At 67.5% G+C, this 16,443-nt stretch carries 17 protein-coding genes and 1 tRNA gene; 4 read left to right on the top strand and 14 right to left on the bottom strand.

What is annotated here, in order from left to right:
• Positions 1 to 32 precede the first annotated feature (32 nt).
• Entirely contained in the window at positions 33 to 2,654 is a 2,622-nt protein-coding gene (locus tag J2X20_RS11565) for an excinuclease ABC subunit UvrA (protein WP_310264623.1), read from the top strand.
• A 95-nt stretch (positions 2,655 to 2,749) separates the two neighbouring features.
• A complete protein-coding gene (locus J2X20_RS11570; protein ID WP_310264625.1) occupies positions 2,750 to 4,114 on the top strand; it encodes an amidohydrolase family protein in 1,365 nt (454 codons plus the stop codon).
• 14 nt (positions 4,115 to 4,128) lie between these two features.
• Here J2X20_RS11570 and J2X20_RS11575 read toward each other — a convergent pair whose 3' ends face one another.
• Complete coding sequence (locus J2X20_RS11575; protein WP_310264627.1) at positions 4,129 to 4,503, bottom strand: hypothetical protein; 375 nt, start codon at positions 4,501 to 4,503, stop codon at positions 4,129 to 4,131.
• Between the two features lie 322 nt (positions 4,504 to 4,825).
• On the opposite strand from J2X20_RS11575, the gene J2X20_RS11580 reads away from it, so the two are divergent.
• Positions 4,826 to 4,972 carry a hypothetical protein gene (locus tag J2X20_RS11580; protein ID WP_310264629.1) on the top strand — a complete coding sequence of 49 codons (147 nt, stop codon included), beginning with the start codon at positions 4,826 to 4,828 and terminating at the stop codon, positions 4,970 to 4,972.
• 76 nt (positions 4,973 to 5,048) lie between these two features.
• On the opposite strand, the gene J2X20_RS11585 is transcribed toward J2X20_RS11580, so the two are convergent.
• From J2X20_RS11585 to rsmB, 7 genes are all read right to left on the bottom strand, one after another.
• Positions 5,049 to 5,894, bottom strand: coding sequence for a hypothetical protein (locus tag J2X20_RS11585; protein ID WP_310264631.1), 846 nt, complete (start codon positions 5,892 to 5,894; stop codon positions 5,049 to 5,051).
• A 114-nt stretch (positions 5,895 to 6,008) separates the two neighbouring features.
• The gene (locus J2X20_RS11590) at positions 6,009 to 7,010 is read right to left on the bottom strand and encodes a hypothetical protein (RefSeq protein ID WP_310264634.1); all 1,002 of its coding nucleotides are present in this window, start codon (positions 7,008 to 7,010) and stop codon (positions 6,009 to 6,011) included.
• Positions 7,011 to 7,384: 374 nt separating this feature from the next.
• A tRNA-Phe gene (locus J2X20_RS11595) sits at positions 7,385 to 7,460 on the bottom strand.
• Between the two features lie 70 nt (positions 7,461 to 7,530).
• Positions 7,531 to 8,226, bottom strand: coding sequence for a response regulator (locus J2X20_RS11600; RefSeq protein ID WP_310264636.1), 696 nt, complete (start codon positions 8,224 to 8,226; stop codon positions 7,531 to 7,533).
• A gap of 6 nt (positions 8,227 to 8,232) precedes the next feature.
• Entirely contained in the window at positions 8,233 to 10,521 is a 2,289-nt protein-coding gene (locus J2X20_RS11605) for a sensor histidine kinase (protein WP_310264637.1), read from the bottom strand.
• Entirely contained in the window at positions 10,518 to 11,078 is a 561-nt protein-coding gene (locus J2X20_RS11610) for a DUF4390 domain-containing protein (protein WP_310264639.1), read from the bottom strand. The genes J2X20_RS11605 and J2X20_RS11610 overlap by 4 nt, the downstream gene beginning before the upstream one ends.
• 1 nt (position 11,079) lies before the next feature.
• Entirely contained in the window at positions 11,080 to 12,429 is a 1,350-nt protein-coding gene (gene rsmB, locus J2X20_RS11615) for a 16S rRNA (cytosine(967)-C(5))-methyltransferase RsmB (protein WP_310264641.1), read from the bottom strand.
• Positions 12,430 to 12,472: 43 nt separating this feature from the next.
• Between rsmB and folE the strand changes: the two genes are divergently transcribed.
• Positions 12,473 to 13,174, top strand: a complete 702-nt coding sequence (gene folE, locus J2X20_RS11620) for a GTP cyclohydrolase I (protein ID WP_310264644.1) — start codon at positions 12,473 to 12,475, stop codon at positions 13,172 to 13,174.
• Here the strand turns inward: folE and J2X20_RS11625 are convergent.
• The 6 genes from J2X20_RS11625 to J2X20_RS11650 all read right to left on the bottom strand — a co-directional run bounded on the left by J2X20_RS11625 (position 13,171) and on the right by J2X20_RS11650 (position 16,438).
• Positions 13,171 to 13,647 (bottom strand): TlpA disulfide reductase family protein, encoded by a 477-nt coding sequence (locus tag J2X20_RS11625; protein WP_310264647.1) that lies wholly within the window; start codon positions 13,645 to 13,647, stop codon positions 13,171 to 13,173. The two genes, folE and J2X20_RS11625, sit on opposite strands and share 4 nt — an antisense overlap.
• A gap of 30 nt (positions 13,648 to 13,677) precedes the next feature.
• Complete coding sequence (locus J2X20_RS11630; protein ID WP_310264649.1) at positions 13,678 to 14,223, bottom strand: LemA family protein; 546 nt, start codon at positions 14,221 to 14,223, stop codon at positions 13,678 to 13,680.
• The gene (queC, locus tag J2X20_RS11635) at positions 14,220 to 14,924 is read right to left on the bottom strand and encodes a 7-cyano-7-deazaguanine synthase QueC (protein WP_310264651.1); all 705 of its coding nucleotides are present in this window, start codon (positions 14,922 to 14,924) and stop codon (positions 14,220 to 14,222) included. The genes J2X20_RS11630 and queC overlap by 4 nt, the downstream gene beginning before the upstream one ends.
• Positions 14,925 to 15,007: 83 nt before the next feature.
• Positions 15,008 to 15,475 carry a GNAT family N-acetyltransferase gene (locus J2X20_RS11640; RefSeq protein WP_310264654.1) on the bottom strand — a complete coding sequence of 156 codons (468 nt, stop codon included), beginning with the start codon at positions 15,473 to 15,475 and terminating at the stop codon, positions 15,008 to 15,010.
• Between the two features lie 2 nt (positions 15,476 to 15,477).
• Positions 15,478 to 15,957 (bottom strand): MOSC domain-containing protein, encoded by a 480-nt coding sequence (locus J2X20_RS11645; RefSeq protein ID WP_310264656.1) that lies wholly within the window; start codon positions 15,955 to 15,957, stop codon positions 15,478 to 15,480.
• Positions 15,958 to 16,009: 52 nt separating this feature from the next.
• Positions 16,010 to 16,438 carry a GFA family protein gene (locus J2X20_RS11650; RefSeq protein WP_310264658.1) on the bottom strand — a complete coding sequence of 143 codons (429 nt, stop codon included), beginning with the start codon at positions 16,436 to 16,438 and terminating at the stop codon, positions 16,010 to 16,012.
• Between the last annotated feature and the right edge of the window lie 5 nt (positions 16,439 to 16,443).

A 16,443-nucleotide genomic window follows, 5' to 3' on the forward strand; every position in this document is an offset into this window, starting at 1 on the left:
GTTGAAGGCCCACGCCAGCAAGGAGGCCGTTCGTGAAGCCCTCGGGATATGTGCGCGTTCGCGGCGCCCGCGAACACAATCTGAAGAACGTCGACGTCGACGTGCCGCGCGATGCGCTGGTCGTGTTCAGCGGCGTGTCCGGCTCGGGCAAGTCCTCGCTCGCCTTCTCGACCATCTACGCCGAGGCACAGCGGCGCTATTTCGAATCCGTCGCGCCCTATGCGCGCCGCCTCATCGACCAGGTCGGCGTGCCGGCGGTCGATTCGATCGACGGCCTGCCACCGGCAGTGGCCTTGCAGCAGCAGCGCGGCACGCCCAGTGCGCGCTCGTCGGTCGGCAGCGCGACCTCGCTGTCCAGCCTGCTGCGCATGCTCTATTCGCGCGCAGGCCATTACCCGCCCAGGCAGCCCATGCTGTACGCGGAGGACTTCTCGCCCAACACGCCCCAGGGCGCCTGCCCGACCTGCCACGGCCTGGGCCGCATCTACGAGGTGACCGAACAGTCCATGGTGCCCGACCCGTCGCTGAGCATCCGCGAGCGCGCCATCGCCGCCTGGCCGCCCGCCTGGCACGGCCAGAACCTGCGCGACATCCTCGTCACCCTGGGCCATGACGTGGACAAACCCTGGCGCGACCTGCCGAAGAAGACGCGCGACTGGATCCTCTTCACCGACGAGCAGCCCACCGTGCCCGTCTACGCAGGCTTCACGCCCGCCGAGACCCGCGCTGCGCTGAAGAGCCGGATGGAGCCCAGCTACCAAGGCACCTTCATGGGCGCCCGCAAATACGTGCTGCACACCTTCGCGACGACGCAGAGCGCGCTGATGAAGCGCCGCGTGTCGCGCTATATGGTGGCCAGCGACTGCCCCAGCTGCGAAGGCAAGCGGCTCAAGCGCGAGGCGCTGTCGGTGACCTTCGAAGGCCTGGACATCGGCGAGCTGTCGCGCATGCCGCTGCGGGAACTGGCGGAGGTGCTGCGGCCCAGCGCCGCAGGCGCGGCGCACGCGGCCGCACAGGGCCATGGCGTCAGCCGCAAGACGTCCAAGGCCCACACGGCGCAGCGGGTGGCGGCCGGCGGCCATGCCCACGCCGCGGCACCCGACGTGCGCCGCACACCCAATCTGTCGGAGGAAAAGCTCATCGCCGCCCAGCGCATCGCCCACGACATGCTGGAGCGCATCACGACGCTCAATGAGCTGGGCCTGGGCTATCTGTCGCTGGACCGCGGCACCCCCACGCTGTCCAGCGGCGAGCTGCAGCGCCTGCGCCTGGCCACGCAGATCCGCTCCAACCTCTTCGGCGTCATCTATGTGCTGGACGAGCCGTCGGCCGGCCTGCATCCCGCCGATGGCGAGGCCTTGCTGAAGGCGCTGAAGGACCTGAGGGCCGCCGGCAACTCCCTCTTCATCGTCGAGCATGACCTGGGCCTGATGCGCGAATCGGACTGGATCGTCGACGTCGGCCCCGACGCCGGCGAGCTGGGCGGCGAGGTGCTCTACAGCGGGCCACCGGCTGGGCTGGAAGCGGTGGCGGCCTCGCGCACGGCCGCCTACCTGTTCCCGCGCGAGGCGCAGGTGCGTCCGCCCCGGCGCGCGCCGCGCGGCTGGCTCAAGCTCGCCGGCGTCACGCGCAACAACCTGCGCGGTGTCGACGTCGACTTCCCGCTAGCCTGCTTCACCGCCGTGACCGGCATTTCGGGCTCGGGCAAGTCCAGCCTGGTCAGCCAGGCCCTGGTCGACCTCGTCAGCCAGGCCCTGGGCCACGAGCCGCCCGCGCCGGAGGCCGACGATGAAGATGACGAGCCTTCCCGCGAGATCACGCACGGCCGCATATCCGCCGGCGCCGAGCACATCCGCCGCCTCGTGCAGGTCGATCAGAAGCCCATAGGCCGCACGCCACGCTCCAACCTCGCCACCTACACCGGCCTGTTCGACCATGTGCGCAAGCTCTTCGCCGCCACGCCCGCGGCGCGCGCCAAGCATTACGACGCGGGCCGCTTCTCCTTCAACGTCGCCAAGGGCCGCTGCGAGACCTGCGAGGGCGAGGGCTTCGTCAGCGTGGAGCTGCTCTTCATGCCCAGCGTCTACGCGCCCTGTCCGGCCTGCCATGGCGCGCGCTACAACGAGGCGACGCTGAAGGTGAGGCTGCGCGACAGGAGCATTGCCGATGTGCTGGGAATGACGGTGGACGAGGCCCTGGCCTTCTTCGCCGAGGACGCGGCGCTGGCCCGGCCGCTGTCCCTGCTGCAGCAGATCGGACTGGGCTACCTGAGGCTGGGGCAACCGGCCACGGAGCTGTCCGGTGGCGAGGCGCAGCGCATCAAGCTCGCGACGGAACTGCAGCGGGCCCAACGCGGCAACAGCTTGTATGTGCTGGACGAGCCGACGACGGGTCTGCATCCATCGGACGTGGACAAGCTGCTGGTGCAGCTGAATGGCCTCGTCGATGCAGGCAACACCGTCGTCGTCATCGAGCACGAGATGCGCGTGGTGGCGGCCTGCGACTGGATCATCGATGTCGGGCCGGGGGCGGGGGCGGAGGGTGGGCGGGTGGTGGCTTATGGAACGCCGGAAGCGCTGACCCAGGCGCAGGGAAGCCGGACAGCGGCGTATTTGGCGCGGGCATTGGCTCTCGAGACGCATTTCGGCCCCTGAATCCCGCACGGCGTCACGCCGCGGTGGCCGGCGCCGACGGCGTGGCTAGCATCGTTTCTCACCGCATTCCCCGCGCCGCGCGCCACCCCATCGACATGCGTCATCTCATCGCCATCCTCACGCTCGGCCTGGCCACGCTCGCTGGCGCCGCACGAGCCGCCCCGCCCATCGCCTTCGTCCACGTCAATGTCGTGCCTCTGGCGACGGAGGGTGTGCTGCCCGACCAGACCGTGGTTGTCGCGGAGGGGCGCATCCAGGCCGTCGGCAAGGATGTCGCCATCCCTGCCGGCGCCACCGTCATCGACGGCCATGGCAAGGCCTGGTTGTCGCCCGGCCTCGCGGACATGCATGTGCACTCCGACACCCGCACCGACATGAGCGTCTACCTGGCCCACGGCGTGACCTCGGTGCTCAATATGGGCGAGGCCTCCAACAGCTTCGTCGGCCGCACCAAGGTGAAAGCCAATCGGGCCGAGATCCCCTCGCCCCATGTCTACACCGCCCTGCGCATCGACGGCTCGCCGCGCTATGGCGGCCTGGTGGTGACCACGCCCGACGAGGTGCGCTCGGCCGTGCGCCTGGCCAAGGCCAATGGCCACGACTTCATCAAGGTCTACAACGACCTCGCGCCCGCGGTGTTCGACGCCCTCGTCGACGAGACCCGGCTGCAGAACCTGCCCATCGTTGGCCACGGCGTCACCAGCGTGGGCCTGCGCAAGCAGCTCGCCGCAGGGCAGCTGATGGTCGCGCATGCCGAGGAGTTTCTGTACACCGTCTTCGACATCGACACCGCCAAGGATGAGAACGCCGCGCCCGACGATGCGCAGATCCCTGCCGTCGTCGACCTGGTCAAGCGCAGCGGGGCCTTTGTCACGGCCGATCTCGCCACCTACGCAGCTATCGCCCGCCAATGGGGCCAGCCTGCCGTCGTCCAGGCGTATCTGCGCGCGCCCGAGTCGCGCTACGTCTCGCCTCAGGACCGCATAGGCTGGAAGCTCGCGGGCTATGACGGCCGCAGCGGCAGCCTCGACAAGCGGCTTGCCTTCCTCGGCCGCTTCGTCAAGGCCCTGAGCGATGCCGGCGTGCCGCTGATCACCGGCACCGACGCGCCGGCGATTCCCGGCATGGCGCCAGGCTTTTCGCTGCACGACGACATGGAGCGCCTCGTGGCGGCCGGCCTGTCGCGTCAGCAGGTCCTCGCGGCCGCATCGCGCGCGCCGGGCGAGATGGTGGCTCGAGCCTTTCGTGGCCAGACACCTTTCGGCACCGTGGCGCCGGGCTCACGCGCCGACCTGGTGCTGAGCGCAGCCAATCCGCTGGATGGCCTGGCGACGCTGCGCCAGCCGCTGGGCGTGATGGCGGGCGGGCGCTGGTATGGCCGGGAGGAGTTGCAGCCGCTGCTGGAGGGCGTGGTGCGGCGCTACAAGGAGGCGGGGTTTCCGGGTGAGGCGCGGCCTTGAGCGGCGTGCGCCGCTCAGCCCACCACTTCAGCTTCGGCGACCGCCTGGTGTTCGTGCCCGGAGCACAGCATCGCGGCCAACTTTTCGGGCACGTCGCTGTCAAAGCTCATCAGCAAGTCGGCGGACTGGCCCGCGGCGGCGGCCTTCAGGACATCGGCGATGCAGGCTTTTTGTGCATCAGTGGCCGGGTGCTTGAGCTTGGCCTGCAGCAGGGCGACGGTTTCGTCGCGCAGGCGGTCGGAGGCGAGGACGTGCCAGGCGTAGTCGACTTCGTAGCGTTCGACCGCGTCCTTGAGGCTTTCGCCGTCCAGGCGGGACTCTTGCGCGAAGCCGTTCAGCGGGCGGGTGCTGAGGCTCTTGGCGACGAGCGCCAGCAGTTCGTCGTGCATGGGGGTGTTTCCAGCGGCCATGGGTGGGTCCTTGATAGATCGATCAACCCACGGAAATTGGAACTGTCGAAGGCCCATGGGCGGACCTGCGAACACCGGCAGCAAGCCGGGACTGCACCACCTGAGGCGCAGCCAGACAGCAATGCCGCAAGAGCGAAGGCCACAAAACAAAACCCCTGATTCCGAGGGAGATCAGGGGTCTGCAATCTGGGCTGCCGGGTGGATCGAGCCACCTCACGCGGATTTCAAAGCAGTCTGGTGCGATTGTAGGTGCTGAGCCCTGCGGGCACGTCTGGAGGTAGCTGCAAATCCCTGGCGGGGCGTGAAGGGCTGCAAGGAAGCGGGCCGCGACCGCTACATCAGCGATGACGAGTTCCAGGCCGTGTGGGAGAAGGCCGACCAGACCACGCGCGACGCGATGGACCTGGCGCTGTTGACAGGCCAACGGCCGGCCGAAATCGTGAGATGACCGAGCACTATGTCCGGGCCCGGGTCGGGGAGCGCGTTCAACCGCTTCGCTGATACATGAATGCCGATTTGAGCGCCTATTTGTCGAACTGCTGAAGCCACCGCTCAGGGGTTTGCAGTTCACTGTGCTTCAGCAAGTGCTCGATCTCTGCCTGCCAGCTCTCGATCCAATCCAGCGCTGCCCTCTGGATGTCGTCGGCCACTCGCGGCTCGCTTCTGAGGAGGTTTCGAAGGTCAGGCAACAACGAGGCGCGCGGGCCTCGGTAGAGCGCCTCTACGCGCAGGCGTCCGGACTCACCGAGATCCCGCGCTTGCTGCCTCAGGGTCTCGGCGGCCTGGGTGTCCCCGGCCGCTTGAAATGATCTTGCCTGCTCGTCCATTGCCATGACTACTTGGTGCATGCCTTGGCGCCATGGATTGACCGCCTCACTTGCCCAGTCCCACAACACCATGTCAACCCACGGCTTGAGGCACCCTTTGATGGTGAGGTTGTCAACCTCAAGCGCGCCCAGCTTCTCGCGCGCTTGCATGGCGAACTTGTACTCTTCGCCAAAGGTTGGAGCGCTGTCCCAGCGCCCGGCCAACGCCGACTGCTTGATAAGGTTCGCGAACGCCATGACTGAAAGTTCCCGAAGCTGGTCGACCAACTCACCTGCTTCGCTCAACTGCCGCTTTATCTCGCGTGTCTTCGCTTCAAATCCCAACCCCTTCAAGGTCTCGAACCGGTCGATCGTTCCGGCGAGCAGCAGGACTAATCCGGCACCCAGCAGCGCGGAGACTTCGGTAATGGGCTGCGCGGTGTAGGCGGTCCAAACACCACGACTGAGGATCAGGGCACCAACCAGCACGAGGCAGAAGCTCACGAATCGCGTTACGCTGAACAGGCTGGAGCTCGACGAATCGTCGCGCGATTCGGATTCCATATAAGACCTCCTGGACCTCAAGTTGGTGTCTGTCTTTGGCAATGCTTCGCCAGCAGCCGGCGCAGGCGGTGCCAAGCTACAGCGGCCATCGGGAGAGCTGCCCCGCCCCGTAGGCTACGTCGTGAAATCCATGAGTTCCGCCACAGCCTGATCTGGAACCCAACTCGGTGGGTCTAATGCCCAAGACGCTAGCACCTTTGCCTCTCTGAAAATTTCTACCGGAATATCTGCAGAGGCAAAGCCTGCATCACGCAGGCAAATCACGACTTTGAGGCTCGCAAAAATTGCCCAAGTGGCAGCGGGTCGTTCGACGGACTCGGCCGCATGCGCAACTCGATTGCGGGTGGAATTGAACCAGTTCAGTGCCGACGTGGCACCCGACCACAAAGACTGAATATCGGTTCCTGCAACCACCTTCAGTAATGGCCCTAGGTAGATCGCGAGTCGGTTTTCCTTGATCCCCCGCATCAGGGCAGCACGGTCCGACTTGCTTTCCAGCCCCTTCTTCTCCAGAAGGGCCGACACCGTTTGATTGACGAAGTCGTCTAGCAGGGCGAACGCTACGAGGAAGGCTTCAGTGTAGAAGCCATGCTCAACAAGCTCAAAACATCGGACATAGCGGCGCGCGAGTGGGATGGTGCTCGTGCCTACGTGTGGCAGGGCGAGGCTAGTCGTCTCCTGAGCAGCCTCGGCAGGTTGCCACAACGACATGTTGAGTTCGGCTACCTGGCCGCCATCCACCGTTGAGTAAAAGTAGAGCGTGTCGCCTATTCCGATAGTACGGACACCGCGGCCATCAGCGTGACCTATACACACCAGCTTAAATGCCAGGAGCAATTCAGAGATCGCGCCTAGAGCCTCGTATACAACCAAGTGCCGCTCGAATCCACTGCTCTGCAGTGCGGCGACGCACCGCCCGTCGTCATCCCACTCAACGACAAATTGAGTGCTCCGTCCGCTAGGCAGCGGGAACACCAGCGGCGCGGTTTGTGGGGCACCACGAAGGATGAACTGCTCCGGATACGAGACGGAAACTCGCTTGCTCCCGATCTGGTATGCCCGGGGGGCAATTGGCCCGCGGACGGCGATGCCAACGACAAAAGCAACTCGCGCCATTCGTCTCCCTAAAAAGCCGCCGCGCTTTGTAGATGATCAATCCGATTGTAGAAAAGCCCCGGATAGCAAGCTATGCGGGGCTTTCATTTAAGTGCTTGTCGCACTTGATAATTCTTGGTGGCCTGGGGCGGAATACTCAGCCGCACATCTTCGCCTCCCAGCTAGGGCCAACACCAGCGGCGTTCCGGGACGAGGGCGGAATGCTCGGGATCGGTTGGACCGATCCCTCGGCCTGCGCGCAGAGCGCTCCGGCCCGTGGCCGCAGGCCACGTCCAAGGCAGTCCACTGGACTGCCTTGAGCGAACCACGTGGTGTTCTCATCCGCCCCAGGTGGCCAAATGAAAAACGGCTCCTTGGAGGAGCCGTTTTGCATTTGGTGGCCTGGGGCGGAATCGAACCACCGACACGCGGATTTTCAATCCGCTGCTCTACCAACTGAGCTACCAGGCCTCTGTTCTGATCGCCAAAACGACCGATGGCCGCTCAGCGAAGTCCGCGACTATAGCACAGGGTTTTGGCCTCAGCCCGTGCCGCCGCGCTTGTTGCGGCTGAGGTCGACGCCCAGCTGCTTGAGCTTGCGGTAGAGGTGGGTGCGCTCCAGGCCGGTCTTCTCGGCGACGCGGGTCATGGAGCCGTTTTCCTTGGCGAGGTGGAACTCGAAGTAGCTCTTCTCGAAGGCATCACGCGCCTCGCGCAGCGGACGGTCGAGCTCGAAGCTCTGCTCGGAGGCCAGCGAGTTGCCCGGCATGTGGCTGTTGCCGCCGATGCTGGCGGGCGCCGTCTGCAGCGGGCTCATCTCGGCGCGGGCATAGCTGGGCATGCCGGGGCTGGCGGGCGCAGGGCGCGGCGGGGCCGTCTTGACCAGGGCCTGCTCCACGGCGCGCAGCAGCTTCTGCAGCGTGATGGGCTTTTCGAGGAAGGCGATGGCGCCGAACTTGGTCGCCTCCACCGCCGTGTCGATGGTGCCGTGGCCGCTCATCATGATGACGGGCATGGTGAGCAGGCCGGCGCTGCCCCATTCCTTGAGCAGCGTCACGCCGTCGACGTCGGGCATCCAGATGTCGAGAAGCACGAGGTCGGGGCGCATGCGCTCACGCACCGCGCGCGCCTGGGTGGCGTTCTCGGCAAGCTCAATGGTGTGTCCCTCGTCACTGAGGATTTCGGACAGCAGTGCACGAATGCCCAGCTCGTCGTCGACAACAAGTATCGTGGCCATGAATCCTTAGCTCTTGGCGCCTTGCACACCGGGCTCGGTGGCGGCGACCAGATTCGAAAATGATAGCGAAACTTGAGCCCCGATCACGACAGCCTCCAGACTGCCATCAGGGGGAGAACCCGCATCGGAAGCGGGATGCAGGTTGCGCAAGGAGATGCGGGCACCGTGTTCGTCGGCTATTTTCTTGACGACGGCCAGTCCCAGACCGGTGCCCTTGGCCTTGGTGGTCACATAGGGTTCGAAGGCGCGCTTGAGCACTTTCTCGGCAAAGCCGGGGCCGTTGTCGATGATGTGCAGGCGCACCGAGCGCGGTATGCCGGCCTCCGTCAGCGACAGCGAGGAGCGTACGGTGACATGGCCATCGGCGCGCTCGTGCACGGCATCCAGCGCGTTCTGCACGAGGTTGTGGATGACCTGGCGCAGCTGGCTGGCGTCGCCTCGGATGGCGGGCAGCTGCGGCGCAAGCTCGGCACTCAGCCGTCCCTTGTCCTGGGGCTCGGCATAGAGGCTGAGCACCTCGTGGATGAGGGCATTGAGGTCCAGGGGCTTGAGCTGGGCTGACGGCAGGCGGGCGTAGTCGCGGAACTCGTTGACGAGTTGCTTCATGGCCTGGACCTGGTTGACGATGGTGGCGACGGAGCGCACCAGCATGGCCTGGTCGGCACCTTCGAGCTTGGCCTCGAGCTTGTGCTGCATGCGCTCGGCCGACAGCTGGATGGGCGTCAGCGGGTTCTTGATCTCGTGAGCCAGACGGCGCGCGACCTCGCTCCAGGCAGCGGAGCGCTGGGCCGACACGACCTCGGAGATGTCGTCGAAGACGACCAGGCGGGCGCTATGCGGCAGCGGCGCGCCGCGCACCAGCAGGCTGAGCGGGTCCTGCTTGGGGTCGAGCTGCAGCTCGAAGGACTCCTGCCAGAGCTCGCGGTCCATGTCGCGCTCGGCGGGGTCGGGGCCCAGATGCTGCTCGAAGCGCTGCACCAGGGCCGCGGCGAATTCGGCCAGGCCCGGCACCTCGGCCAGCGAGCGGCCGACATAGGCCGACAGCGGCAGGCGCAGGATGCGGGTCGCGCCGGGATTGACGGTCTCGATGTTGCCCTGGGCGTCGAAGACGAGGACGCCGGCGGTCAGGTTGTCGAGGATGGTCTGCAGGTGGGTGCGGGCGGCGTCCAGCTCGGCCACGGTGCGCGAGACCTGGGCGCGCGCGTCGGCGAGCTGGCCGGTCATGTCGGCAAAGGAGCGCGTCAGGCCGCCGAGTTCGTCGCGCGAGGCCAGCACGGGGCGCACCGAGAGGTCGCCCTGGGCCACCTGGCGCACGCCGTCGGCCAGCATCAGCAGCGGCCGCGCCAGCTGGTTGCCCAGGGCGACGGCCAGCAGCAGCGCCGCGAATACGGCCAGGATGAGGACCAGCGTCAGCGTGCCCAGATACATGCTGCGCAGGCCACCGCGCTCCAGCGAGCGCTGCTGGTATTCGCTGTTGGCCGTCTGAACGGCCAGCGCATTGGTCAGCATGCTGGGCGGGATACGCTGCACCACCATCAGATAGCGCTCGCCCAGGCCCAGGCGCAGTTCGGTGTTGGGCAGCAGGGCCAGGGCGCGGATCTGGGCGCCGCCCTGCAGGGCCGCGGCCTCGTCCTCCAGACCTTCGAGCTGGCTGGCGACGGCGCCGCCGCGGGCCTGGCGCAGCATGGCGCCGCTGGGGCGATCGGGGGTCAGCTGGCGGGTGTCGCCACCGCTCTCCAGCAGGATCTGGCCATTGCCGCCCACCAGGGCGACGGTGCGGGCGCCGAGCTTGTCGCGCACGCGCTCCAGGCCGATCAGCTGGGGGGTGCTGCTCTCGGACAGCTGCTCGGCGGCGTCGCGCGTCTTGACGCCGAGGTCGGCCACCATGGCGTCCAGGGTGCCGCGGCCGAGGTTGAGGCCGGCCTCCAGCGCGCTGGCCAGCTTCACATCGAACCAGGTCTCGATGCTGCGGTTCACGAATTGGTAGGAGACCGCGTAGATCATGACGCCCGGCACCACGCCGACCAGCGCGAAGATGCCGGCCAGCTTCAGCAGCAACCGGCTGCCGAAGCGCCCGCGCCGCACCCGCACGACCAGACGCACGGCGGCGGTCAGGATGACCAGCGTCAGCACGGCGGCCACGCCGACATTGACCCAGTACAGCCAGTGGTAGTGGCGCTCGAAGAAGCGGCGGTCGGAGGTGGTGCCGACGATGAGCACGAAGGCCAGCACGCCGGCCACGCCGGTGAGGGTCACCAGGGTGATGACCCAGCCCCATCGAGCGACTTTGGTCATTTCAGGCTGAAATCGGGCGCGAAATTGCGCTTCTGCTCGATGCTGAGGGCAAAGCCCGACTGCAGGCCGATCTGCATGGGTCGCGGCAGCTGGGTGACATCGAGCTTGTAGCTGAACTCGAGGTAGTAGCTGCCGCTGTCCTCGATGTCCTTGGCATCGGCGATATGCCAGGCGCTTTGGCCGCGCAGCACCGTCATCGCCTCTTCCAGGGTCCCGAAGCTCTGGTGCAGGCCGCCGTTGGAGACGCGGTATTGCCGGGTCAGCGGCTGCCAGGCCAGGCGCCAGGTGCGCTCGGCGCGGGCGACGCGGGCGTCGCGCCAGTACCAGCGGTTGCGCAGCACGGTGGCCTCGACGACGAAATACAGGGGCACGCCCTTGTGCAGCGCGTCCTCGGCGGTGTGTCCGAGCTCGAAATGAGTCGTGAAGCTGAGATCCAGGCCGTCGTCGGCGCGGCGCGTGGCCAGCTGAGCGAGCTCTATGCCTTCGGCCCGCACCGGCCCGGGGAGCAGGGCGAGCAGCGCGGCGAACAGGGCAGCGATGGCGATCCGGGCGAACAAATCAGGAGGGCTTGGTCAGCAGGGCGTAAAAGAAGCCGTCCAGGGACGGCCCGGCGTTTCCTTGCGGACCATTGTCAGCCAGGGGCAGCAGGTGACCCGTGAACCCGGGCACGGCGTGGGAGTTCGCGTCAGCCTGGCGTTGCGAAAACGCGTCGAGCTGGGCCTGACCTTCGGCACGGAAGACGGAACAGGTGGCATAGACCAGCCGCCCGCCCGGCGCCAGCAGCGGCCACAGCGCGTCCAGCAGCTCGGCCTGGATGCGGGCCAGGGCGGTGATGTCGTCGGGCCGGCGCAGCCAGCGCACGTCGGGGTGGCGGCGCACGATGCCGGAGGCGCTGCAGGGGGCGTCGAGCAGGATGGCGTCGAAGGGCAATCCGTCCCACCAGGTGGCGGTCTGGCGGGCGTCGGCGGCCTTCAGCGTCGCCGTCTGGCCCAGGCGGTTGAGGTTGTCCTGGACACGGGTCAGGCGGTTGGCGTCGCTGTCCAGGGCGGTCAAACGCAGATCGGGCTGGAGTTCCAGCAGATGGGCAGTCTTGCCGCCGGGCGCCGAGCAGGCGTCCAGCACCCGGGCGCCGGGCTTCAGGCCGGCCCCAAGGGTCAGGGGCGCAGCAAGCTGGGCGGCGGCGTCCTGCACCGAGACCAGGCCCTCGGCAAAGCCTGGCAGGGCCGACACCGGCACAGGCTTGTCCAGCACCACGGCCTGGGGTGTGGGCGCACCCAGGGCCCGCGCAGCGATGCCGGCGGCGGCCAGGCGCTCGACATACTCGGCGGCGCTGGCGCGCTGGGCGTGCACGCGCAGCGTCATCGGCGGCGGGCGGTTGTTGGCGGCCAGGATGGCCTGCCATTGCTGCGGCCAGTCCTGGCGCAGCTTCTCAATCCACCAAGGCGGGTGGTTGAAGGCCCCCTGGGGGTCGCGCTCGGCGGCCGCGACGATGACGGCGCGCTCGCGCAGGAAGCGCCGCAGCACGGCATTGATGAAGCCGATGCTGGCCGGCGCGCGGTTCTTGGCGGCGGTGACGGCCTGGTCGACCAGGGTGTGGTCAGCGTACATGGGCGATGCCTGGGGCTCGGGATCGGGCCAGAGCAGGGCCAGGGCGACCAGGAGCAGGGAATCGACGCGCGGTGGCGGCGCCTTGGGGGCGAGCTGCTGGCGGGCGGCTTCGGCGGCGCCCAGGCGGCGCAGGGCCGCGAAGGCCAGGGCCTGGGTGCCGGGGCGCAGATCGGCCGGCGTCCTGGCCAGCAGATCGGTCAGCGACTTGCCCTCGCGCACGCCCTGGACGGCGTCGGCGGCCTGGGATAGCAGCCGGTGCAGGGGGGCGCTCAGACCGGCCGGTTGGGGGCTTTGGGACATGCCTTCAGTGTAGGAGGGGGCTTTGGTCAGACAATCCGCGCCCATGAATGCACCCGCCTCCGACGCCCCGGTTTCCGAACGCATCCGCTACCGCCTCGTGTCGGCCGGCTGCCGCCACCATGCCAACGACAACATCGCCGCCTATATCGAGCCCGGCGAGCTGGATGCGCTGCAATCCGAGGTGCAGGCCCGCATGCAGGAGGTGCTGAAGAGCCTGGTCATCGACACCGAGAGTGATCACAACACCCAGGAGACGGCCAAGCGCGTCGCCAAGATGTTTGTCCGCGAAGTCTTTGCCGGCCGTTACGCCCAGGCACCTTCGGTCACCGAATTTCCCAATGTCAGCCGCCTCAACGAGCTGATGATCGTCGGCCCGATCACGGTGCGCAGCGCCTGCTCCCACCACCTCTGCCCCATCATCGGCAGGGTCTGGATCGGCATCATGCCCAACGAGCATTCCAATCTGATCGGCCTGTCCAAGTACGTGCGCCTGACCGACTGGATCATGAGCCGCCCGCAGATCCAGGAAGAGGCCGTCACCATGCTGGCCGACGAGTTGCAGGCCCGCGTCATGCCCGACGGCCTGGCCGTCGTCATGGAGGCCGACCATTTCTGCATGCATTGGCGCGGCGTCAAGGACATCGAGGCGGCCATGACCAACAGCGTCATGCGCGGCGCCTTCCTGACCGACCCCAATCTGCGCCGCGAGTTCCTGTCGCTGATGCCGAAGAAGAACTCCGGCTAAGGCAGCAGCCCCGCCACATCGTCCCAGGCTTCGGGCGCGATGCGCCCGGCATGGCGGGCGACGATGGCACCCTTGGCGTCGATGACCAGGGTCAGCGGCACGGCCGCAGGCGCCGCCAGCGGCGCCGCGAACTTCAGGTCGCCCGCCCACAGGGCCGGCATGGCCGGGCCGTTCTTCTCGATCTGCTTCAAGGTCTGCAGATAGGCCAGGGCCGCCGCGCGTTCGCGGTCGGTGCTGACCAGCACCAGCTCGAAAGGCTTGCCCCGCCAACCCGCCGCATTGGCACGTAGCTCGGGCATCTTCTGGATGCAGGGCGCGCAGTCAGTGTTCCAGAAGAACAGCATGACGACCTTGCCGCGCAGGGCCTCCAGGCTGAAGGGCTGGCCGTCCAGCGTGTTGCCGCTCAGCTTGGCGGGCTGGGCGGCGGCGGTGAGGCTGGCCAGGGACAGCAGGAGGGCGGTGAGCAGGCGCATGCGGCGCAGTCGCGCCGTCGGGCTCAAGCCTTACAGCGAACGAGCTTCGCCGAAGCCGTAGAGGTTGGCCAGCACCCGTGTCGGGAACTGGTGCAGAGCCTCGTTGTACTGGGCCACGGCCTGATTGAAGACCTGGCGGGCAAAGGCGCGCTGGCGCTCGATGAGCTTCAACTCGCTGACCAGGCCGTCGATCTCGGTCTCGCTGCGCAGCTCGGCCTGATGATCCAGCAGCGACAGCAGCCGCGTCAGCGCCGCCGCATGCAGGGCATTGGCCACCGCGAGGCCGCCCACCGGGTCGGGCGACCAGGGCTTGGCGCGCGAGGCCGAAGCGGCGGCCTGGGATTCCGCCTGGGCCGTGGCGAGCGCGTCGAAGGTGGCCTGCTCGCTGGGCAGGCGCGGTGCAACGGCGGCCAGCAGCTTGTCGCAGACCTCGCTGCGGTCCTTCAGATGGGCATCGAGCTGCACGAAGGCCTCGCCGATGAGATTGCGCAGCGACATCAGCCGGTTGTAGGCCCCCACGCCCCAGAAGAACAGCAGCGCCGCCCCGGCGACGCCACCCCAGCCCCAGAACGTCATGCTGCGGCCCTGTACTGGGCGAAGCCCCGCGCGCGCAGCTCGCAGGCCGGACAGTGGCCGCAGCCATGGCCCCAGTCGTGCAGCTCGCCGCGCTCGCCGAGATAGCAGGTGTGGGTCTCCTCGACGATGAGCTTGACCAGGGCCGCGCCGCCCAGGCTCTCGGCCAGGCGCCAGGTGGCGGCCTTGTCGATGAACATCAGCGGCGTGTCCAGCGTCATCGGCGCGTCCAGGCCCAGGCTGAGGGCCACCTGGAGCGCCTTCATGGTGTTGTCGCGGCAGTCGGGGTAGCCGGAGAAATCGGTCTCGCACATGCCGCCCACCAGCACCGACGCGCCGCGGCGATAGGCCAGGGTCGCGGCAAAGGTCAGGAAGAGCAGGTTGCGGCCCGGGACGAAGGTATTGGGCAGGCCATTGGCCTGCAGCTCGATAGCGCGCTCGCTGGTCAGGGCCGTGTCGCTGATCTGGCCGAGCAGGGACAGGTCCAGCAGATGGTCGGCGCCGAGCTTGCCGGCCCAGGCCGGGAACTGGGCCGCAATCTCGGCGCGCACGGTGTTGCGGCAGTCCAGCTCGATGCGGTGGCGCTGGCCATAGTCGAAGGCCAGGGTCTCGACCTCGGCAAAGCGGTCCAGGGCCCAGGCCAGGCAGGTGGTGGAGTCCTGGCCGCCGGAGAAGAGGACGAGGGCTTTGCGGGAGTCGGTCATGGGAGGGATGCTAACGAAGCGGGGTTCGGGTTGGGCCGGGCGCTCTAGGGAGGCGCGTCTTGGTCGGCTTGCCCCTCACTGCATCAGGTCCGGTACCGCATCTTGTATTCGTCCGCCGACTCGCTCTCGACGACAAACCCCAGCCTTTCATACAGCGAGAGCGCCGGATTGGCCTTCAGCACGCTCAGCTTGAGCGCAGCCCCGGCAGCAAGCGCTTCGGCGATGACCTGCTTCAGCACGCTGGCTCCCAAGCCCTGGCCTTGAAGCCGCGACAGCAGCTGGAATTGAATGATCTCCCAGTCGCTCCCATCCCGGGAGAGCTTGAGCAGCCCCACGGCATGGCCATCCTGCAGCAGCACTTCGGCACAGTCGTAGCGATGCCTCAGCCGAGCCAGATGATCGGCCTCGCTCATGCTCAGGCCTGCTGCCATCAGATGCGCCTCCATTGTTTCCCGACGCAGACGCATGAGGAAGGGGACGTCGGAGTCCGTGGCGCGGCGGCGTGAGAGGCAAGCGACGAGTTTGTCGAAGTCGCGCTGATCGCCCATCATCCTCACTCTGCCGAGGAACCGCTTTTGACGAGCGGTCCGATTGCAGCACCGCACTCGACGACGCCGCTGGACAGCACGTCGGCGCGCAAGCCGCCGCGGTGCACAAAGCGCTTCACGACCGCCGCGGCGGTGATGGCGGGCGAGGCCAGCGCGTTGCCCATGCCCAGGCAGGGCTCGCACAGCTCCACGCCGCGCAACCTGACCGCGCCGATGGAGAACTCGACGCCGACGAGTTCGTTGAGCCTCACGCCACGCGTCAGCAGATTGCGATGCGTGATGGAGACGTCGTCGCCGTGCCCCTTTTCGCGCAGAAAGGCCTCGATCTCCTCAATCTCGATCAGGGTCAGGTTCTGGCCGGGCTCGTCATGCCGGCCGAAGTAGCGGTCGCCTTCGATGCCGGAGCCGGCGACGACGCGGACGGACTGCTGCTCCAGCTGCGGACCGCCCGACGTGGGCGAGGTGAAGATGCGTTCGACAGTCATGGCTGGCGCTCCCGTCCAGGCTCGTGGCCGCGATGCTAATCGCGCCTCGCGTTCAGCGCGCCCCATCCACCGGTTCATAGCCGGATTCGCCACCGAATTGCGGGATCGAGGCCAGGTGCTGCTGATGCCAGCCGGGCTTGTGGTGGATGAAGTAGTCGCGCTTGGGAGGCGGCACGACCGCATCGGGAAAGGCGCCTGCGGGGATACCGACGATGTCCGCCAGACGCACGTCTTCGGTGAACACGTGGCTGGCACAGCGCCTGCAGGACCAGCGCGTCAGGTTCTGCGTCGGCTTGAAGCCCGCGACAACGCCCGGGTCCGGCAGCTGGCATTGACTGCGCGGCAGCGACACCCAGGTCGTGAACGCGGCGCCGCTCAGGGCTCGGCACTGTCCGCAATGGCAGTTGATCGGCGCCGACAGCGCCGCGGCGACTGGAATCCGCACCGCGCCGCAGAAGCAGGCGGCCACCGGTCCGCTCATCGGGC

It is taken from the genome of Roseateles saccharophilus (assembly GCF_031458095.1).
Classification (GTDB): domain Bacteria; phylum Pseudomonadota; class Gammaproteobacteria; order Burkholderiales; family Burkholderiaceae_C; genus Pelomonas; species Pelomonas saccharophila_A.

What these genes read in the sequence shown, in the direction of transcription:
- folE (WP_310264644.1), top strand. Translation starts at nt 12,473, where the DNA reads ATGAATGCACCCGCCTCCGACGCCCCGGTTTCCGAACGCATCCGCTAC.
- rsmB (WP_310264641.1), bottom strand. Translation starts at nt 12,429, where the DNA reads ATGTCCCAAAGCCCCCAACCGGCCGGTCTGAGCGCCCCCCTGCACCGG.
- J2X20_RS11600 (WP_310264636.1), bottom strand. Translation starts at nt 8,226, where the DNA reads ATGGCCACGATACTTGTTGTCGACGACGAGCTGGGCATTCGTGCACTG.
- J2X20_RS11575 (WP_310264627.1), bottom strand. Translation starts at nt 4,503, where the DNA reads ATGCACGACGAACTGCTGGCGCTCGTCGCCAAGAGCCTCAGCACCCGC.
- J2X20_RS11590 (WP_310264634.1), bottom strand. Translation starts at nt 7,010, where the DNA reads ATGGCGCGAGTTGCTTTTGTCGTTGGCATCGCCGTCCGCGGGCCAATT.
- J2X20_RS11640 (WP_310264654.1), bottom strand. Translation starts at nt 15,475, where the DNA reads ATGATGGGCGATCAGCGCGACTTCGACAAACTCGTCGCTTGCCTCTCA.
- J2X20_RS11585 (WP_310264631.1), bottom strand. Translation starts at nt 5,894, where the DNA reads ATGGAATCCGAATCGCGCGACGATTCGTCGAGCTCCAGCCTGTTCAGC.
- queC (WP_310264651.1), bottom strand. Translation starts at nt 14,924, where the DNA reads ATGACCGACTCCCGCAAAGCCCTCGTCCTCTTCTCCGGCGGCCAGGAC.
- J2X20_RS11650 (WP_310264658.1), bottom strand. Translation starts at nt 16,438, where the DNA reads ATGAGCGGACCGGTGGCCGCCTGCTTCTGCGGCGCGGTGCGGATTCCA.
- J2X20_RS11570 (WP_310264625.1), top strand. Translation starts at nt 2,750, where the DNA reads ATGCGTCATCTCATCGCCATCCTCACGCTCGGCCTGGCCACGCTCGCT.
- J2X20_RS11605 (WP_310264637.1), bottom strand. Translation starts at nt 10,521, where the DNA reads ATGACCAAAGTCGCTCGATGGGGCTGGGTCATCACCCTGGTGACCCTC.
- J2X20_RS11645 (WP_310264656.1), bottom strand. Translation starts at nt 15,957, where the DNA reads ATGACTGTCGAACGCATCTTCACCTCGCCCACGTCGGGCGGTCCGCAG.
- J2X20_RS11630 (WP_310264649.1), bottom strand. Translation starts at nt 14,223, where the DNA reads ATGACGTTCTGGGGCTGGGGTGGCGTCGCCGGGGCGGCGCTGCTGTTC.
- J2X20_RS11625 (WP_310264647.1), bottom strand. Translation starts at nt 13,647, where the DNA reads ATGCGCCTGCTCACCGCCCTCCTGCTGTCCCTGGCCAGCCTCACCGCC.